This window comes from Burkholderia sp. BCC0044, assembly GCF_902832955.1.
In the GTDB taxonomy this organism is placed as follows: Bacteria; Pseudomonadota; Gammaproteobacteria; order Burkholderiales; family Burkholderiaceae; genus Burkholderia.
Map to the genome: position 1 here is coordinate 1 of NZ_CADFDO010000004.1, position 17,151 is coordinate 17,151.

A 17,151-nucleotide genomic window follows, 5' to 3' on the forward strand; every position below is an offset into this window, starting at 1 on the left:
AGCTTGCCCTTGTTGAAGCGCCCGTTCGGGTCGACGCGCTGCTTGTACGCGCGGAATTCGGCGATCTCGTCGTCGGTCAGGAATTCGAGCTTCGTGATGCCGATCCCGTGTTCGCCGGAAATCACGCCGTCGAGCGAGCGCGCGAGCGTCATGATGCGGGCGACCGACGCGTGCGCGTCCTGCAGCATCTCGTAGTTGTCGGAGTTGACCGGGATGTTGGTGTGGACGTTGCCGTCGCCCGCGTGCATGTGCAGCGCGACGAACACGCGGCCGCGCAGCACGCGCTTGTGGATCGCCTGCGCTTCGTCGAGGATCGGCTTGAACGCGCCGCCGTTGAAGATCGCGCGCAGTTCCGCGCGGATCTCCTGCTTCCACGAGATCCGGACCGTGCGGTCCTGCGTGATGTGGAACACGGTCGCGCCCGGCTGCTCGTCCGCGCGATCGGCGAACTTCTCCGCGAGCGCCTCGTAACCGAGCTGCACGAGGTAGTGCTGCGCCTCGCGCAGCGGCTGGTCGAGCCGGTCGCGCACGAACTCCCAGCGCGCACGCACGCGCTTGAGCAGCTCCAGCGCCTGCTGCACGCGGTCTTCCAGCAGTTCGGCGCTCGGGATCTCGTTCGCGTCGTCGGTCTTGCCGAGCGGCAGGTTGCCGCCCCTGAAGAACGCTTCGAGCGCGTCCACCAGTTGCAGCTTGTTCTTCAGCGACAGCTCGATGTTGATCCGCTCGATGCCGTCGGTGTACTCGCCCATCCGGTTCAGCGGGATCACGACGTCCTCGTTGATCTTGAACGCGTTGGTGTGCTTCGCGATCGCGGCCGTGCGGCTGCGGTCGAGCCAGAAGCGCTTGCGCGCCTCCGCGCTGACCGCGACGAAGCCTTCGCCGCTCTTGCCGTTCGCCATCCGGATCACTTCGGACGTCGCCTGCGCGACCGCATCGGCGTCGTCGCCGACGATGTCGCCGATCAGCACCATCTTCGGGAACGCGTTGCGCTTGCTCTTGGTCGCGTAGCCGACCGCGCGCAGGTAGCGCTCGTCGAGGTGTTCGAGACCCGCGAGGATCGCGCCGCCCTGCTTCGACGTCTCGAACAGGTAGTCCTTGATCTCGACGATGCTCGGGATCGCCTCGCGCGCCTGGCCGAAGAATTCGAGGCAGACGGTGCGCGTGTGCGCGGGCATCTTGTGCAGCACCCAGCGCGCGGACGTGATGAGCCCGTCGCAGCCTTCCTTCTGCACGCCCGGCAGGCCGGCGAGGAACTTGTCGGTGACGTCCTTGCCGAGCCCTTCCTTGCGGAACCGGCGGCCTTCGATCTCGAGCATTTCAGTGCGCAGCAGCTTCTCGCCCGGCGCGTACGCGCCGTCGAACCACTTCAGCTCGAAGCGCGCGACCGCGATGTCGTGGATCTTGCCCTGGTTGTGCTCGTGGCGCGTGACTTCGAGCCAGTTGCCGTCCGGGTCGACCATTCGCCACCACGCGAGGTTGTCGAGCGCGGTGCCCCACAGCACGGCCTTCTTGCCGCCCGCGTTCATCGCGACGTTGCCGCCAATGCACGACGCGTCGAGCGAGGTCGGATCGACCGCGAACACGTAGCCGGCCGCTTCCGCCGCTTCGGTCACGCGGCGCGTGACGACGCCCGCGCCGGAGAAGATCGTCGGCACCTTGTGCGCGACGCCCGGCAGCTCGGTCAGCTCGACCGCGCCGAGCTGTTCGAGCTTCTCGGTGTTGATCACCGCGGAGAACGGCGTGAGCGGCACCGCGCCGCCCGTGTAGCCGGTGCCGCCGCCGCGCGGGATCACGGTCAGGCCGAGTTCGAAGCAGGCCTTGATCAGCGCGGCGATCTCGGCTTCGGTGTCCGGCGTCAGCACGACGAACGGGTATTCGACGCGCCAGTCGGTCGCGTCGGTCACGTGCGATACGCGCGACAGCCCGTCGAAGCGGATGTTGTCCTTCTGCGTGCAGCGGCCGAGCGCCTTGGTCGCGCGGCGGCGCAGTTCGGCCATCTTGTCGAATTCGTCGGCGAACTCGTCGACCGCGCGCTGCGCGGCGGTTTCGAGCATTTCGACGCGTGATGCGCGTTCGCGGCCGGCGTCGTCGTACCATCCGCTCACACTCACTCGACGGCGTTTCGCAATCTCGGCCAGCCGGTCATGCAGCGTGGCGATCAGGAGCGCGCGACGCCTTCGGTTATCAAGCAGGTCGTCCTGCAGATACGGGTTGCGGCGCACGACCCAGATATCGCCGAGCACTTCGCAGAGCAGCCGCGCCGAGCGGCCCGTGCGGCGCTCGGCGCGCAGTTCGCCGAGCACCGCCCACGCCTCCTCGCCGAGCAGGCGGATCACGATCTCGCGATCGGAAAACGACGTGTAGTTATACGGAATATCGCGCGACGGCTCATGTAATCCTGCTATTGCCCGAATACGCTCTAACAAATGGACGGTTGGCAGTCGGGCATTCATTGGGGTCTATGAAATGAACGATGAAGCGATCGAGAACCACGCTCGGGAAAGCGGAATCGTATTCGGCAATCAGCAGCGAAACTAAACGGCAACGACGGTCCGGATCAAATCGAATGCACCCTTCAGCAGCATCGCCGTGGCGATGCCGACCAATGGCGGCGCAAGCACACCGGTACCGCACAGCAAGACACGGCCTGGGACCGGCAAGCCCGGCCGCTTCCATGCGATATAAAGTGCCGCAGGCGGCAGAAACAGAATCGACAAAATATAGGCCTTGTACGTAAACCCATGACGCGCGACAAATGCCTTGACCTTTTCCTTGAAAGACATCCCCGAACTCTCCTAGATCAATCCCAGACGGCTCACCTTCGCCACCGCTTGCGCTCGATTCGAGACACGCAGCTTTTCATATACGTTCGTCAGATGAAACTTGACCGTTCTTTCCGACATCGACAGTATTCGGCCTATTTCCCAGGCAGTCTTGCCTTCGACCACCCATTTGATTACATCGGATTCCTTTCGCGTGAACTGAATCCTGGTCAAGCTTTCGCAAGCATCCCGCTCGACGCCCGTTGCATAGGGTTCCGCGTCTTCCCGGTTCTGCCTCGCGATCTTCTGGGTCAACGCTACGTGCAAATGCATCGCAATGAGACTGACGAGCAACGCCGAATGCAATGTCGTGTCTTCGCACTTCAGCTGCAACACGGTCCGAATGGCCGTCGAATCACCGGGGGGAGCGCCAATACAAGCGACCACGCCCTGCCCGCGCATGTATGACGCGACGTCGCTGACCTGCGCATCGCGTTGTGGCACGTCCCCGTCGAGATCGCGCCAGCGAAACGTATGATCCTGACGGTCGGACAACGCAAAACAACTCAGATATCGATCGATATCGATCCCGGCGCCGAACAAAGTCACGCCTCGCCGCGCTCCGGCGTCGCTCGCGGCCCCATAGCGATATATCAACCCGTGAGAAGCTGTATCGCCGCTTCCACCGTGCAAAATCAAACACTTGTCGAACGGAATCACGCGTCCGATTTTTTCCGCGAGTTGATCGATCCCCTCGGTCAAACCGTTGGGACGAAGAATCTCGCCGATGATGCGAGAAAAGGTCTCCAATTTTCTGGGCCCTTATTGAAAAGACAAGATTCGTATTCGTTGACATGCTCTGGCAGCCGAATATCTGCCAAAGCTTCAAGGCCTTACCGGATCAGCAATCCAACGCCACTTGCTCTCTACGCGCCAGTACCGCGACAGTATCCGATGGCAACATTCCGTCAGCCATCGTTCGAGAACCATGTTTTTGAGAACCGCCGCTCATGAGGAATACAAACGAATTACACAAAACCATTAACATCTGAATTATTTACTTGCCAATGGCTTAAACAGTTCACCACACAGGCTACCTGTCTAGACTTCGTGCTCTAAACTCGAAGCTGCGCAAGTATATCGGAGGACAGAAGACAGAAACATTACTTGTCGAAAAAAATATGTAATGAACCTTTCTTTGATATTACAGCCCGAATCGGCGATTTAATTCCACGAAAACGGCCCAGCACCACACAATATTTCAACAATCCAACGAAGTGCGGCATCTTGTCACAATCCCGACCAGGGAACATCAGAAAACTTTACAAATCGACCGACGTCAATTTCACCGGCTCACATAATGCGATTCATTATTTACATCGTCCGCATCCGTGACAATCAATTGCCGCTGCGATAATTCAAGAAAAGCGGCCGATCAAATCCAGCTTTCCGGACATAGTTATATTTGCGGCGTTCTTGCGACCATCGATCAACAGAATTAGAAAAATTTACTGACTCCGCAAACTCTCCACCGATGCGATGCCGGCTGGTATTTCGGGAATTCTGGTGCCGGGTGTACACCGGTGTGCTCGTTGGAAACTTCGTCGCCTTCACGAATGCCCGTCTTGTGTCCGTTTCGTCATCGTGCGAAGCCGGCCCTCGAACTTGTGCAGCAACATCGACGCCGTTGCCGCAAGCCCGATGGCGAGTCCGCTCCAGATACCGTAGATGCCGTATCCCAGCACCACGCCAGCCGCCCAGGCGACCGGCAGACCGATTACCCAGTATCCGACGATCGATATCCGAAACGAGCTCGTTACATCACCGAGACCCCGCAAAATGCCGACGCCGATGTTCTGGCTGCAATCGAAAACCTGCAGCAGTGCCGCGATCGTCAGCAGCCCACCCGCGAGTCGCAGAACTTCGGCACTCGCGGCCACGCTGTTATCGAGAAACGGCGCAAGCACGCGGGTCGGCGCAACGAGATACGGCAGCGCAACGACCAGCATCGTCACGACGCCCAACGCGAGCCCGGTATAGCCGAGCCGACGCGCACCGCGATAGTCGTGCTGCGCACACGCATGACTGATGCTGATCGACGACGCGTGAGACAAACCGACCGAAATCATGAACACGATGTAGATCACCTGGTTCACGATCGTCTGCGCGGCGAGCGCGTCGGCGCCGAGCGTCCCGATCACGAGCGTGAGGACGGTGAAGAACGCGGCCTCCGATCCATAGGTTGCCGCAATCGGAATGCCCATCCGCCACGTCCGCGCGAACGTATCGGCATCGGCGCGCCAGGCGGCAAGCGACAAGTGTTCGGACAGTTCCGGCCGGCGCCGTGCGATCGTCAGAAACGCGATGAAGGAAAGCAGGTACACGCTACTGGTTGCGCACGCAATACCGATCAGGCCGAGCTTCGGAAAGCCGAACCGGCCGAACATCAATGCGTAGTCGAGCGCGGCATTGACGACGATCGATACGATCGTGATCGCCAACAGCGGCCCAGGCTTGCGCAAGCCGACCGTGTATTGTCGAAGCACCTGAAACCACAGACACGGCAATATGCCCGGTGCGGCCGCCGCCAGATAGAACGATGCTTGCCGTGCAACGTCGGGATCCTGCCCGAGCCAGACGAGCGGCATCTCGATGCACAGCATCATCAATGCAAACACCAGTGCCGCAAGCGTCGACAGCGCAAAGCCGGACCGCACCAGCCGCATGATTTCCGCATGCGCGTGTTGACCGTTCGCGAACGCGACGAGGTTGCCGGTTCCCGTCACCAGCCCGGTTCCCATCGTCCGGAACTGGTTGAAGATCGTCAGCGCGAGACCACCAGCGGCGATCTCGCGCGGGCCGAGCATCCCCATCATCACGATGTCGGTGGTCGTCAGCGCCACTTGGGCGAGCTGCGTAAGAATGAGCGGAGCGGCAAGCACGCCGATTTGCGTGGCGTCGAGCCAGACTTGTCGATGAAGTTTCATGCGGCGCGGGAAAAGATCGATTCGAGCTCCTGGGCAATCGACTCGTCGAGCAGATTTCGCTCTTGCATCCAGTCGTCGTTGAACACCGTGTCGAGATATTTTTCCCCGCCGTCACAGACCAGCGCCACGAGCGTCGCCCCCGCAGGCAGCGAATCGAACATCTGCAACGCGTGCCAGATGACGCTGCCCGCCGAGCCGCCGACGAGCAGCGACTTCTTGCGTGCGATATAGCGTGCCGTATTGAAGGCGGCTGCGTCCGTCACTTTGTGGCCTTCGTCGAGCAACGCGTAGTCGACCAACGCGCCGATCTCGGCGCCAGGCGGTGTCCCGGTGCCGGACTGATAATACGATCCGCCTTCGCCGCCGAAAACGATCGAGCCGACGGGTTCGACACCCACGACGCGCGGCGCCAGGCCTGTCGCGAGCAGTTCCCGCGCAGTGCCGAACAGCGAGCCTCCGGTGCCGACCGAACCGACCAGAAAGTCGATTCGGTCGCCAAGCACGTCGCGCAGTTCATGCGCCAGCCCGCGATACCCGTTACCGTTCGCGGGATTGTTATGCTGCTCCGTCCAGATGCTGTCCGGATCGTCGGCTGCCATGCGCTTCGCAAGCGCGTCGCGGTCCGCCGTCGCGATCGCGTCGCCGTCGCTCACGCGGACGAGCTGTGCGCCGAACGCTTGCATCGCGCGCAGCTTGTCTTTCGACGCGTGGCTGTCCACGATCGCGGTAAACCGATAGCCGCGCTCGGCCGACAACAGCGCCAGCCCCATGCCCGTATTGCCGGAGGTCGATTCGATCACGTGCCCGGCCGGCCGGAGACTTCCGTCCTGTTCGGCTTCGTCGAGCATCTGCCTTGCCATTCTGATCTTGGCGCTGCCGGTCGGATTCGTCGATTCGAGTTTGAGCAGGATGCGCGCGCCGTTCGCGCCGCGAATCAATTCGAACAGCGGCGTGCGGCCGACGAGATCCGATACCTTCGACACGATCGCAGGGACGGTGATCGTGGCTTGCTCACCCAGAAAACGTACATTCATGGTCAAGCTCCCGAAAACTGAAAGAGGCGATCGACGCGCCAGCGTGGCCGCGCGCCGTCGAGTGTCAAGACAAGCTTGGGTGGAAGCGGCAGCTCGTGAAATGAAGATTCGTTCGAATCCATCTGATAGCCGGCCGTGTTCGGGTAGATCAGCAGATCGCCGGGTTCCGGGCGCTGCCCGAATGCGATCTTGCGCCAGGTCAGCATGTCCGAATCGAGGCAGCTCGCCCCGCCGACACAGGCGCGATAAGGGGCGCCTGCACGCGGCGATCGCGACGGCCCGCGCACGACGCCCAGCAATTCCGGATCGGGCAGGAATTCGCTGGCAAACCATTGTTCGGACACGCTGAAGCTCGTGCCATTGACGGTTGCGATGCCATAGTCGCCGCAGTCCTTCACGCCTTGCACGGCAAAAACCGTGAACCCTGCCTGATCCAGCAGCGCACGCCCCGGTTCCAGCATGATTTGCAGGCCGTATTCGCGGAGCAGTTCGGCGAGCGATGCGGACTCCGTGTCGGGGCGACCCTTCAGAATGGCATCGAGCATCTGCGCGCCGCTGCAAGCCGAGTGATACGGATAGAATCCGTCGAATGCCTTGTTCGCGTGGTAATCGTCCGCCCGATGCGCGCGCTGGAATGCACGCCAGTCGCTCTCGCTCGCATACGACATCGCAAAGCCACCGCCGATATTGATCGTGTGCGGCGCAAGACCGAGCTCACGAGCGGCCAGGCACGCACGCATCGCAATCGCGGCCTGATTGCAGCGCTCCGTCGCACTGTAACCGGACAGATGAAACGAGAACCCTTCGAGGACGACCGACGCCTGCATCGCGGCACAGGTCGACAGCGCAACGCGGAGTGCGTCGGCACTCGAACCGAATCGACTATCGTTGCGCGCCGCCGGCGCCATCCGCAACAGAATGCGTGCGACCCGCTTCGCCTGTCCCGAGATCGCGATCAGACGATCGAGTTCTTCCACGCTGTCGATGGCGATCAACGCATCGTGCAAAACCGCGAGCCGCAGCAGCGCACTCGATTTCGACGGGCCGGATACGCCGATATCGGGCCCGCACACTCCCGCGGCCAACGCTTCCGAGAACTCGCCCGTGCTGGCGACGTCGACGCCGATCCCGGATGCGGCCGCCGCATGCGCAAAGCATCGCGCCTTGTTCGCTTTCTTCGCGTAGTAAAGGCGCCCGGCTACCTGGCAATCGTCGAGTACACGCTGAAATTCGGCGACATTGCGGGCGAAGCGCGCAGGAAACAGGAAATGAAGGGGCGCGTCGAAGCCATGGACAAGATCGTGGATCATCGCCTGATGTCCGTCCACGAAATCCCGCAATTGCGGGTCCCACAACGCCGGCAAGCGGGGAATATCCGTCACCATAGTTCGACTTCCCGGCCGAGCCCTTTCGCCAGCGCGGCATCGGCCAGCACGCGGCCGAGCGCGATGTCGGTCACGATCATTCCGCTGTTGAACGCGTAGACGATATCGGCATCGTTGCGCCGTGCAGGCTTGCGGCCAAGCAGTATGTCCGGCAACTCGGCATCGACGGCAGGCAGTTTTCCGGCTTCGTCCACGAGATCGGCACCGGTCACCTGCATCTGCGCCTCGCTCGTCGCGATGCGGTAATCGGCGCGGTGCAGCGCGTCGGCATGAATCCCGTATCCGACCAGCAGTGCAAGCGCGCCCGGCTTCAGCGCCGCGTGCCGCACGGTCTCCGATACACCGGCGCCGGCGACCCCGAGCACGATGTCGGCCTCGTTCGCGGACGCGACGAGATCCTTCGACACCTCGATGTCACGATCCGGATGAAAGCGCTTCAACGTCTTGCGGACGGCGTCGATTCCCGACTCATAGTGGCCGTGTACGATCACGCGCTCGATGTCCGGCAATGCGGTCAGCAGGAACGGCGCCGCCATCCGCCCCTGCGTTCCCGTGCCGATGACGAGGGCCGTTCGAGCCCGCGGCGCGGCCGCACGCGCGATCAGCGCCGACACTGCCGGCGTGCGCAGCGACCCGACCAGGCTGCCGTCCATCAGTGCGACGGGCATGCCGGTTTCGTCGTCGAACAGCAACAACGTCGTGTAGTACTTCTGTAGTTCGCGGTTATGTTCCGGATCGTACTTATATGACGTCTTGAAACCGACCGTTCTGCGTCCACCGTCTCGACCCAGCATCGAGTACGCGACGGAATGCTTGTCCGCTGGCTGGCTCATCAGCTTGCGCGGATTGTCGGATGCGCCGGTACCGAGGCCAAGGTACGCCCCTTCGACAGCGTCGAGCACCATCGACGGGTCGTAGTCGAGTTCGTCGATCGTGCGCTTGCCGAGCACAAGGAGTCTCGACGGTTGCGTTGCGAGCCGCGGTCGAACGTCCGCGTCGGGTTCAGCGCCATCTGCCATCGTGGATATCATCGTATTCACTTGTGTCTCACCGGATTTCACGTATCGAAGAGGCCTGCCACACGCTTCGTGCAGGGTGACTTGAACATCGACGTGCCGCGACCCGCACCGACGCGATCCGACTTCGCAAGCGCGACGAATCCCGCGCGGCCGGCATGCAGCCGGTCGCGAACGCGACTCGCTCGACGCTGTCGTTGAAGGCGGACGTGTCGGGGAGGCTGGCGACACGTTCAATCACTGCGGGAGCTTCATGCCCAGCAGCGTATTAATCATGGAATCTTTTCTTCCGAAGGTCGGATTACGTGACACAAAATGAAATCGACATGCGTTTCATTTTTTCGTTGAATATACATCTTTAATTTCGCAATCCGAATCAAATAGATCGAAAAAAACAGATCGGCATCAACGCGAACCACCATATGGCGCGCGACTGACACTGATCGAATAATCAGCGTCTCGATAATGAAAATACCGTGTTTCGCCTGCGATTCACCAGGCATGGCGGACGAGCTCAGCAATCTCGACGGGATTCCCCCCACGTCGGCCACGACCATGTGACGCCCCCTTCAACGTCAATGGTTGCAACTGGCAGGGGAAATACAAATCGCTCGTATTTATAAACTAACTTCCACTTTCCTTGCAAATACTTTATTCCATCATTGCAAATGCATTTACGGCCATCGTCATTGAGTCGTGAAAGTGAAAATTGAGGCCGCCAGCCGCTCGATAGCGGAAACGGAAAAGCTTGACTCGTTCATTCCACGGCGATTCGAGGTTGCTCAAAATGCCACTTGAACGACGCGCTCGTCGAGGCAGCCAAAGCACCTCGTATCAGGAACCGCCGAAATGTGCTTGCCGGATACGCTGTTCCGCTGTCGGGCGCCACGCAGTCCGCGGTTTGGGGAACCGCCTCCGGGCCGCAACCGGATGCAGACCTTGGCTCGGCATCTCCTCCGTTCTGTCCGCGCCACCTCGAAGCCGGTCACGTCCCCTTTTCGGCATCGGGTTCAGTCGATCAGCCGGCCATTATATTTGTGATCCTAAGCAATATCGACACATTCATTTTCCCGTGTTTCGACATGAGGGACCGTGAACGACGTATCGCATCCCCCAATAGAAAAACCCGGCCCGCATCGAAGCGGGCCGGGTCTTGACGGGACGTGCTGCTTGTTACAGCGCGCCGCCTTGCGCCGACGCCGAACCCTTCACGCCGACCGATGCGCCGCCCTGCACCGAGTTCGTCGCGCCTTCGAGCGCTTCGCCGGCCTTCGCCTTCGCGCCGCCCGCGACGTCGCCTGCGGTCGACACCGCGCCTTGTGCGTGGCTCTTCGCCGAGCTCGCGACGTGCTTCACGTGCGCCTTCGTCGTGTGCACGGCCGATGCTGCCGCATCCTTCGTCGCGCCGGCGGCCGAACCGACCGCCTGCGTCGCGCCGCCCACTGCCGTGCCGGCTGCCGAGCCCACGCCGCCGACCGTCTTGCCGACGCCGTTCAGCGCGCCGCCGACGACATTGCCCGCACCCGAACCCGAGCCTGCCGCATTCGCGCCTGCGCCAGCCTGCACGCCCACGCCGCCGCCGAGCAGCGGCGTCTGGACCTGGGCGCCGACGCCTGCGGAACCCTGGGCGCCGGTCTGGGCCGTCTGTGCGAATGCAGCCGACGTCGCCATCGCCGTCAGAGCGGCACCCAGCAGAATCGTACGAATCTTGTTCATGGTCATTCTCCCCAAAGACGTTGTTGCTGCGGGCCGCCTTCGTGCGGCTTGTCGCATGCCTCACCGCGACATGCGGCAGGTGGAGCTAATGTAGCTGCGCCGGCTGGCAAAACGATCGAATTGCGGGGACTGTTACTTCGGTTGCAAATGCTGACGATTGACTCACACTGTTTGACAATCGTGGGGGTGCGGCGGGGTGAATGCCGTATTTGACAACGGGCGGGCGGCAACCGTGAACCGCGACGGCAGGCTGCGTCACGCCGGCGAATCGCCCGATCCGATCGTCATGCAGCGGGACGAGCCGGCCGCTTTCATCTGCATTCCGAAGGATATGAATTGCGTGACCGCCGATGCGGCCACTTCAAAATGCAAGGCCCCGGCCGCCAGCAAGCGGACCGGGGCCGTGCGCACGCTGCCCGGTTACGGCCGGAACGTATCGCCGAGCACGACGCCTTCGCGACGCGGGTCGGTGCCGCCCTGCAACGCCGGCGACTGGCCGACCGTCACGCGCATCACCGTGTTGACGCCGCTGGCCTGCGCGGACGTCGACACCTTGTGCCCGAGCGCGAGCAGCCCGGTGATCAGCGGATCGTTCGCGCCGTTGTTCGCCGTGTTGACGTTCGGATGTTCGCCGCCGATCGTGGTCGTCGGGCTGTTGCTCGCGCCGAAGTCGACGAGCCCCGCCGACTGCTGCGCGTCGAGCCCCCAGTCGAGCGCGCCGACCAGCGTCTTGACCACGTATTGCGGAATCGTGCCGCCGCCCGGCGAACCGGTCGCCATCACGAAGTCGCCGCGCGAGCCGTCGGCGGCCAGCCCGAACACGATCGTCGGCGCCATCGAGCTGCGCGGCCGCTTGCCGGGCTGCAGGCGGTTCGCCACCGGATTGCCGGACGTGTCGAGCGGGTTCGCGGAGAAATCGGTCAGCTGGTTGTTCAGCAGGAAGCCGTTGGTCATGTGGAACGAGCCCATGCTCGACTCGACCGTCGTCGTCGCGCTCAGCACGTTGCCGTCGCCGTCCACGATCGTGAACTGGTTAGTGCCGTGCTCGATCAGCGTCGTGTCGACGCCGAGCGGCACCGCACCGAGATTGCCGGGCTGCGCGGTGCCCATGCTTTTGGTCGTGTCGATCAGCGCCGCGCGCGATTTCAGGTACGGCTTGTTCAGCAGCGTGTCCCACGTGCCGCCCGGCAGCGGCACGAAGTCGGTATCGGCCACGTACTTGTCGCGATCGGCATACGCGAGCCGTTCGGCCTCGGTGATGAGATGGACGCCCGCGACGGTCGGCTTGCCGCCTTCGAGGTCGATCGCCGTCGGCTTCAACGACTTCAGGTCGTAATTCTCGAGAATGCCGAGCGCCGACGCGACCGCGATGCCACCCGACGACGGCGGCGGCATCCCGCAGACCCAATAGCTGCGATAGGTCGTGCACACCGGTTCGCGGCGCTTCGCCTGATACGCGGCGAGATCGGCGACGGTCGTCTTGCCCGGCGTGAGCGTCGAGCCGTCCGCGCCCTTCGTCACCGCGATCTTCGCGACGATGTCCTGCGCGATCTGCCCGGTGTACAGCGCATTCGCGCCGGACTGCGCCATCAGCGACAGCGTGCGTGCGTACGCGGGATTCTTCAGTACGGTGCCGAGCGTCTTCGGCGAACCGTCGGCGTTCAGGAAATACGCGGCGGCTTCGGGGTCGCGCTTCAGGTTCGCGGCGTTCGCCGCGATCGCGTCGGCCAGCCGGCCGCCGATCGGGAAACCGTTGGTCGCCAGCGTGATCGCGTCGCCGAACAGGCTCTGCCACGGCAAGCGGCCATGATCCTGTTGCAGCGCCTCGATGAGCCGCGGCACGCCGATCGTGCCGATCGAGCGGCCGCTCGCGCGCGCGTTCGGCAGCGGCGCCGAATGATCGGTTGCATCGTCGACGTAGCGCAGGTAGTTCTCCGTCGCGGCGGCCGGCGCGGTTTCGCGGCCGTCGTAGGCCTGCAGCGTCTTGCCGCGCGCATCGTAGTAGAGCAGCACGCCGCCCGACCCGAGGCCCGTCGCCTCGGGCACCGTCAGGCCGAGCACGGCCTGTACGGCGACCGCCGCGTCGGCGGCCGTGCCGCCCTTCTTCAACACCGCGCAACCGGCCGCGCTCGCATACGCGTTCGACGTGGCCACCAGATACGTTTTCGCGTAGACGGGCTTCATCCCGGTGCGATAGCCCGACGATGCTTCCGGCAACGACGGGTCGCCCGGCTGGTTCGAGCCCACCACGACCGTCGCGCCGCTGTTGTCGACCGCGAGGCAGCTCGTGTCGGCGGAAGGTGCGGGCGTGCGGCTCGTCTCGTTCTCGACGTCGCCGCCGCACGCGGTCAACAAGGCGGCCGCGAGCAACGCGGACGCATACGGAAAAATCGCTGTTCTGTTCATTGTCTGTCGATGTTCGTGTCGGTCGTTACGATGGACATCGCGCTGCTGAGACCCCCTCGGTGCGCGGCCAGCGCGTTCGATAGTCCCATGAACACAATTTTTTCCGCAATAAGGGAATGACGTGACGCGACCGGCCGTTGTGTGTGCAACGTCACCGAACCGGCGCGGGTGCGCTTGCTGCATTGCATCGCATTGCGCCGTTGCGATATGCCCGTGCGGCTCGCGTCGCGACGTCGTTACCTTTTCGTCCGGCGACGCGTGCCGCTCGCCGGGCCGCCGCGCGCGAAACCGTGCTCCATCGCTTCGATCGCCTCGGAAAAGAACGTGAGAAACATCGTCATCGCGACCGTCGCGCTCATGTCCGCGCGCTGGTAGATGCAACTGAACGAGCGCGCGCCCGCATCGGCCAGCGGCGTCCACGCGAGCCGGCCGGCGGCCACGTCGTCCGCGACGTTTTCCGCGATCAGGAAGCCGACGCCGGCGCCTTCCGCCGCGAGGCGCCGCACCATCGATACCGATCCGGTTTCGACCAGCGGCCGCACGTTACGCGGCTGCCGCGCATCGATCTGGTCGAACATCGCGCGCAGCTCGGTGTCGGGCGTCATCAGGATCAACGGGTGAGCGAAGCAGTCGCGCATCCGCACCTTGCCGCCCGTCGACGCCAGCGGATGGCCGGGCGCCGTGACGACACCCAGCGGCTGCGCGAACGCGCGCACCTCGACGACGCCCGCCGCGGTGCGCCGGCGCAGCGCATAACCGATGTCGACCTCGCCCGTCTCGACCCAGCGCACGATGCTCTCGCCGTTTCCCGAGCGCACGCTGTACGTGACGCCGGGATAGCGCTGCATCGCGGCGAGGATCGCGTCGGGCACGAGCTTTTCCGCCGTCGACGCGGGCACCGCGAGATTCACGTGCCCGCGCCGCAGCGCGCGCAGATCCTCGACCTGCGTCAGCGCGTTGTCGAAATCGCGCTGGCCGCGACGCACGGCCGCGATCACGATTTCGCCGGCGAGCGTCAACTGCATGCCGCGCGGCAGCCGATCGAACAGCGGCACGCCGACCTGCTCCTCGAGATTGCGGATCTGCTGGTGCACCGCCGCGGCGGTCAGGTGCAGCGCATCGGCTGCCTTGCGAATCGAGCCGCGCCGCGCGACCTCGTCGAAACAGCGGAATGTCTGCGATATCGAACGCATGAAGGGTCCGTTAGATTTTTCCGAACAGGCCGTCAAGAATAATCCGATTTTACCGACCGGACGAATCGTCTAGATTGCGCTGCATCCCCGTATCCGATTCGAATGGAGACCGCAGTGACGACCGTCGACCAGATCACCCAGCGACGCCGCGGCGTCGGCCTCATCGCCCACGATCCCGCGCTGTCCGCGGGCGGCTATACGCTCATCGCGCCGCAGACGGCCGATGGCAACGTCTATCTCGTCGGCATCGACGGCGAAGTCGCCCACCAGTGGAAGATGCCCGTGCGCCCCGGCCGCCACGCGGTCATCCTGCCGAACGGCAACCTCGGCTACAACGGCAATCATCCGCACTCCGAATCGCGCTACGCGCCGTGGTCGATGTGGCACGGCGGCGACTTCTACGAAGTCACGCCGCAAGGCGAAACCGTGTGGCGCTACGAGGATCCCGCGCATCACCACGACGCGCAGTGGCTGCCGAACGGCAATCTGCTGTACGCCGCGTGCGAGCCGGTCGATGCGGCGTTCGCGCGGCGCGTGCCGGGCGGCACCGCGCACGGCGACGACGAGGTGATGTTTGCGGACGTGATCCGCGAAGTGAACCGCGCCGGCCAGATCGTCTGGGAATGGCACGCGCGCGAGCATCTGCGGCCGGAGGATTTTCCGATCGCGGCAGGCTTCGGCCGCTATCACTGGCCGCTCGTCAACGGTCTCGCGGTCGATGCGAACGGCCGCGTGCTGATGAGCCTGCGCACGACGTCGGGGATCATCGGCGTGGACCGCTCGACCGGCCGCGTCGAGCTGCACATCGGGCCCGACGTCGTGTCCCATCAGCATGCGCCGGTGCCGCTTCCCAACGGCAACATCCTCGCGTTCGACAACGGCAATTTCCGCCATGGCGCGCACGTCGTGTTCTCGCGCGTCGTGGAAATCGATCCGGCGACGCAACGCGTCGTGTGGTCGTACACGGACGACGTCGTGAACCTGTTCTACACGCCATTCATGGGCAACGCGCAGCGCTTGCCGAACGGCAACACGCACGTCACCGAATCGTCGACGGGCCGGCTGTTCGAAGTGACGCCGGCCGGCGAAGTCGTCTGGGAATACATCATTCCGTGGTTTGCCGAATACCCGGACGAAGCGGCGCGCAAGACCGGCCCCGGCCAGTTGAACAGCGTGTTCCAGACGTTCCGCTACAGCGCCGCGCAATTGCCCTGGCTACGGACCTAAGCTTTCGTTCACCGCCGGTTTCCGGCCATCGTCGCCGTTCGTTTCCGAGGAGCCTGCCGTGTCGCACGATCCGATCTCCCCGCCCGTCGATGCCCGGCTCCCCGCGTGGCAGCTCGCGTTGTTCGGGCTGCAGCACGTGCTGTCGATGGCCGCGTCGCCGATCACGGCCGTCTTCCTGATCGCGAAAGTGCTCGCGCTGCCGGCCGATCTTACTGTCCAGCTGATCGGCGCGACGTTCTTCGCGTGCGGCATCGGCACGCTGCTGCAATCGCTCGGCGCCGGCCCGATCGGCGCCCGCATGCCGTTCGTGATGGTGCCCGGCGGCGCACCGACGATGCTGTTCGCGGGCATCGCCGCGCAATCGGGCCTGCCGACCGCGGCCGGCGCGGCGCTGCTCGCCAGCGCGTTCTACTGGGTGCTGCTGCCCGTCTTCACGCGCTGCCTGCGGCTCTTTCCGCGCATCGTCGTCGGCGCGATGCTGCTGCTCGTGTCGATCAACCTGATCCGGATCTACGCGACGATCGTCGTCGGCCAGCCCGGTTCGGCCGACTTCGCGCAGCCGCGCGCACTCGGTCTCGCGCTGGCGACGATCGTCGCCACCGTCGTCGTCGCGGGCGCGTTCCACGGCACGGCCGGGCGCCTCGCGGTGCTGATCGGGCTGATGGCCGGCGCGACGCTCGGCTGGGCGCTCGGCGCGATGCCCGCGCTCGCCGACGTGTGGCACGGCCCGCTGTTCACGCATCCGGTGTGGCTGCCGTTCGGGATGCCGCGTTTCGACGTGCTGGCCGCGCTGCCGCTGCTGATTTTCACCGCGATCTCGATGGCCGAGGCCACCGCGCAGACGGTCGCCGTCGGCGAAACGTGCGGCAAGACGATCTCGCTCCAGCGCGACGTGCCGAAGACGATACGCGGCGACGCGCTCGCGTCGCTGGCCGGCGCACTGTTCGGCGCGCCGCTGATCGTGACGAGCGCCGAGAACATCGGCGTCGTGCAGACGACCGGCGTGCGCTCGCGCTACGTGACGGCCGCCGCCGGCGCGATCCTGATCGTCATCGCGCTGTTCGCGCCGCTTGCGCGGCTCGCGTACGCGATCCCGGCCGCCGTGGTCGGCGGCACCGCGCTGGTCGTGTTCGCGATGATCGGCGTGATGGGCATCCGGCTGCTCGCGAGCGTCGACCTGCACGCGCGCGCGAACCAGTACACGCTTGCCGCCGCACTGGTGGTCGGCCTCGCGCCGATCCTGGTGCCGAACCTGTATCGCCATTTCGACGCGCCCGTTCAGATCGTGCTCGGCAACGGCATGGCGGCCGGCACGCTCGCGGCCATCGCGACGCAACTGGCGTTCGCCGCGCTCGCGCGACTGGGCGGGCAAGCACACGCGGGCGCGGCTGCGGCGCCTTCGCGCGACGCGTAACGGCAGCGGCA

At 64.2% G+C, this 17,151-nt stretch carries 13 protein-coding genes; 2 read left to right on the forward strand and 11 right to left on the reverse strand.

Translation table 11 applies throughout. The features are described from left to right. The 11 genes from HWX14_RS22820 to HWX14_RS22870 form a co-directional block, all read right to left on the reverse strand. The coding region (locus HWX14_RS22820) for a DUF3683 domain-containing protein (RefSeq protein ID WP_175885539.1) at positions 1 to 2,441 on the reverse strand (2,441 nt) is incomplete at its 3' end. Between the two features lie 93 nt (positions 2,442 to 2,534). Further along, positions 2,535 to 2,783, reverse strand: a complete 249-nt coding sequence (locus HWX14_RS22825) for a hypothetical protein (RefSeq protein ID WP_175884663.1) — start codon at positions 2,781 to 2,783, stop codon at positions 2,535 to 2,537. Between the two features lie 12 nt (positions 2,784 to 2,795). Further along, positions 2,796 to 3,572: a helix-turn-helix domain-containing protein gene (locus HWX14_RS22830; protein ID WP_244130306.1), complete on the reverse strand. Its 777-nt coding sequence runs from the start codon at positions 3,570 to 3,572 to the stop codon at positions 2,796 to 2,798. Positions 3,573 to 4,372: 800 nt separating this feature from the next. Then, positions 4,373 to 5,749 carry an MATE family efflux transporter gene (locus tag HWX14_RS22835; protein WP_175884664.1) on the reverse strand — a complete coding sequence of 459 codons (1,377 nt, stop codon included), beginning with the start codon at positions 5,747 to 5,749 and terminating at the stop codon, positions 4,373 to 4,375. Next, positions 5,746 to 6,783 carry a cysteine synthase family protein gene (locus tag HWX14_RS22840; RefSeq protein WP_175884665.1) on the reverse strand — a complete coding sequence of 346 codons (1,038 nt, stop codon included), beginning with the start codon at positions 6,781 to 6,783 and terminating at the stop codon, positions 5,746 to 5,748. Before HWX14_RS22840 ends, HWX14_RS22835 begins: the two co-directional genes overlap by 4 nt. A gap of 2 nt (positions 6,784 to 6,785) precedes the next feature. Next, positions 6,786 to 8,168 carry an alanine racemase gene (locus tag HWX14_RS22845; RefSeq protein ID WP_175884666.1) on the reverse strand — a complete coding sequence of 461 codons (1,383 nt, stop codon included), beginning with the start codon at positions 8,166 to 8,168 and terminating at the stop codon, positions 6,786 to 6,788. Further along, entirely contained in the window at positions 8,162 to 9,187 is a 1,026-nt protein-coding gene (locus HWX14_RS22850; RefSeq protein ID WP_244130308.1) for an ornithine cyclodeaminase family protein, read from the reverse strand. The genes HWX14_RS22845 and HWX14_RS22850 overlap by 7 nt, the downstream gene beginning before the upstream one ends. A 269-nt stretch (positions 9,188 to 9,456) precedes the next feature. Then, complete coding sequence (locus HWX14_RS22855) at positions 9,457 to 9,741, reverse strand: hypothetical protein (RefSeq protein WP_175884667.1); 285 nt, start codon at positions 9,739 to 9,741, stop codon at positions 9,457 to 9,459. A gap of 616 nt (positions 9,742 to 10,357) precedes the next feature. Beyond that, the gene (locus HWX14_RS22860; protein WP_175884668.1) at positions 10,358 to 10,900 is read right to left on the reverse strand and encodes a hypothetical protein; all 543 of its coding nucleotides are present in this window, start codon (positions 10,898 to 10,900) and stop codon (positions 10,358 to 10,360) included. 420 nt (positions 10,901 to 11,320) lie between these two features. After that, positions 11,321 to 13,306: a gamma-glutamyltransferase family protein gene (locus HWX14_RS22865; RefSeq protein WP_175884669.1), complete on the reverse strand. Its 1,986-nt coding sequence runs from the start codon at positions 13,304 to 13,306 to the stop codon at positions 11,321 to 11,323. 236 nt (positions 13,307 to 13,542) lie between these two features. Further along, entirely contained in the window at positions 13,543 to 14,499 is a 957-nt protein-coding gene (locus HWX14_RS22870) for a LysR family transcriptional regulator (RefSeq protein WP_175884670.1), read from the reverse strand. Positions 14,500 to 14,601: 102 nt separating this feature from the next. On the opposite strand from HWX14_RS22870, the gene HWX14_RS22875 reads away from it, so the two are divergent. Continuing rightward, positions 14,602 to 15,726, forward strand: a complete 1,125-nt coding sequence (locus HWX14_RS22875; RefSeq protein WP_175884671.1) for an aryl-sulfate sulfotransferase — start codon at positions 14,602 to 14,604, stop codon at positions 15,724 to 15,726. 58 nt (positions 15,727 to 15,784) lie between these two features. Then, a complete protein-coding gene (locus HWX14_RS22880; protein ID WP_175884672.1) occupies positions 15,785 to 17,140 on the forward strand; it encodes a uracil-xanthine permease family protein in 1,356 nt (451 codons plus the stop codon). The last annotated feature ends 11 nt before the right edge of the window (positions 17,141 to 17,151 follow it).

Coding starts and splice junctions, on each gene's coding strand:
- HWX14_RS22825 (WP_175884663.1), bottom strand. CDS start 2,783: ATGTCTTTCAAGGAAAAGGTCAAGGCATTTGTCGCGCGTCATGGGTTT.
- HWX14_RS22835 (WP_175884664.1), bottom strand. CDS start 5,749: ATGAAACTTCATCGACAAGTCTGGCTCGACGCCACGCAAATCGGCGTG.
- HWX14_RS22840 (WP_175884665.1), bottom strand. CDS start 6,783: ATGAATGTACGTTTTCTGGGTGAGCAAGCCACGATCACCGTCCCTGCG.
- HWX14_RS22845 (WP_175884666.1), bottom strand. CDS start 8,168: ATGGTGACGGATATTCCCCGCTTGCCGGCGTTGTGGGACCCGCAATTG.
- HWX14_RS22850 (WP_244130308.1), bottom strand. CDS start 9,187: ATGGCAGATGGCGCTGAACCCGACGCGGACGTTCGACCGCGGCTCGCA.
- HWX14_RS22855 (WP_175884667.1), bottom strand. CDS start 9,741: ATGGTCGTGGCCGACGTGGGGGGAATCCCGTCGAGATTGCTGAGCTCG.
- HWX14_RS22860 (WP_175884668.1), bottom strand. CDS start 10,900: ATGAACAAGATTCGTACGATTCTGCTGGGTGCCGCTCTGACGGCGATG.
- HWX14_RS22865 (WP_175884669.1), bottom strand. CDS start 13,306: ATGAACAGAACAGCGATTTTTCCGTATGCGTCCGCGTTGCTCGCGGCC.
- HWX14_RS22870 (WP_175884670.1), bottom strand. CDS start 14,499: ATGCGTTCGATATCGCAGACATTCCGCTGTTTCGACGAGGTCGCGCGG.
- HWX14_RS22875 (WP_175884671.1), top strand. CDS start 14,602: ATGGAGACCGCAGTGACGACCGTCGACCAGATCACCCAGCGACGCCGC.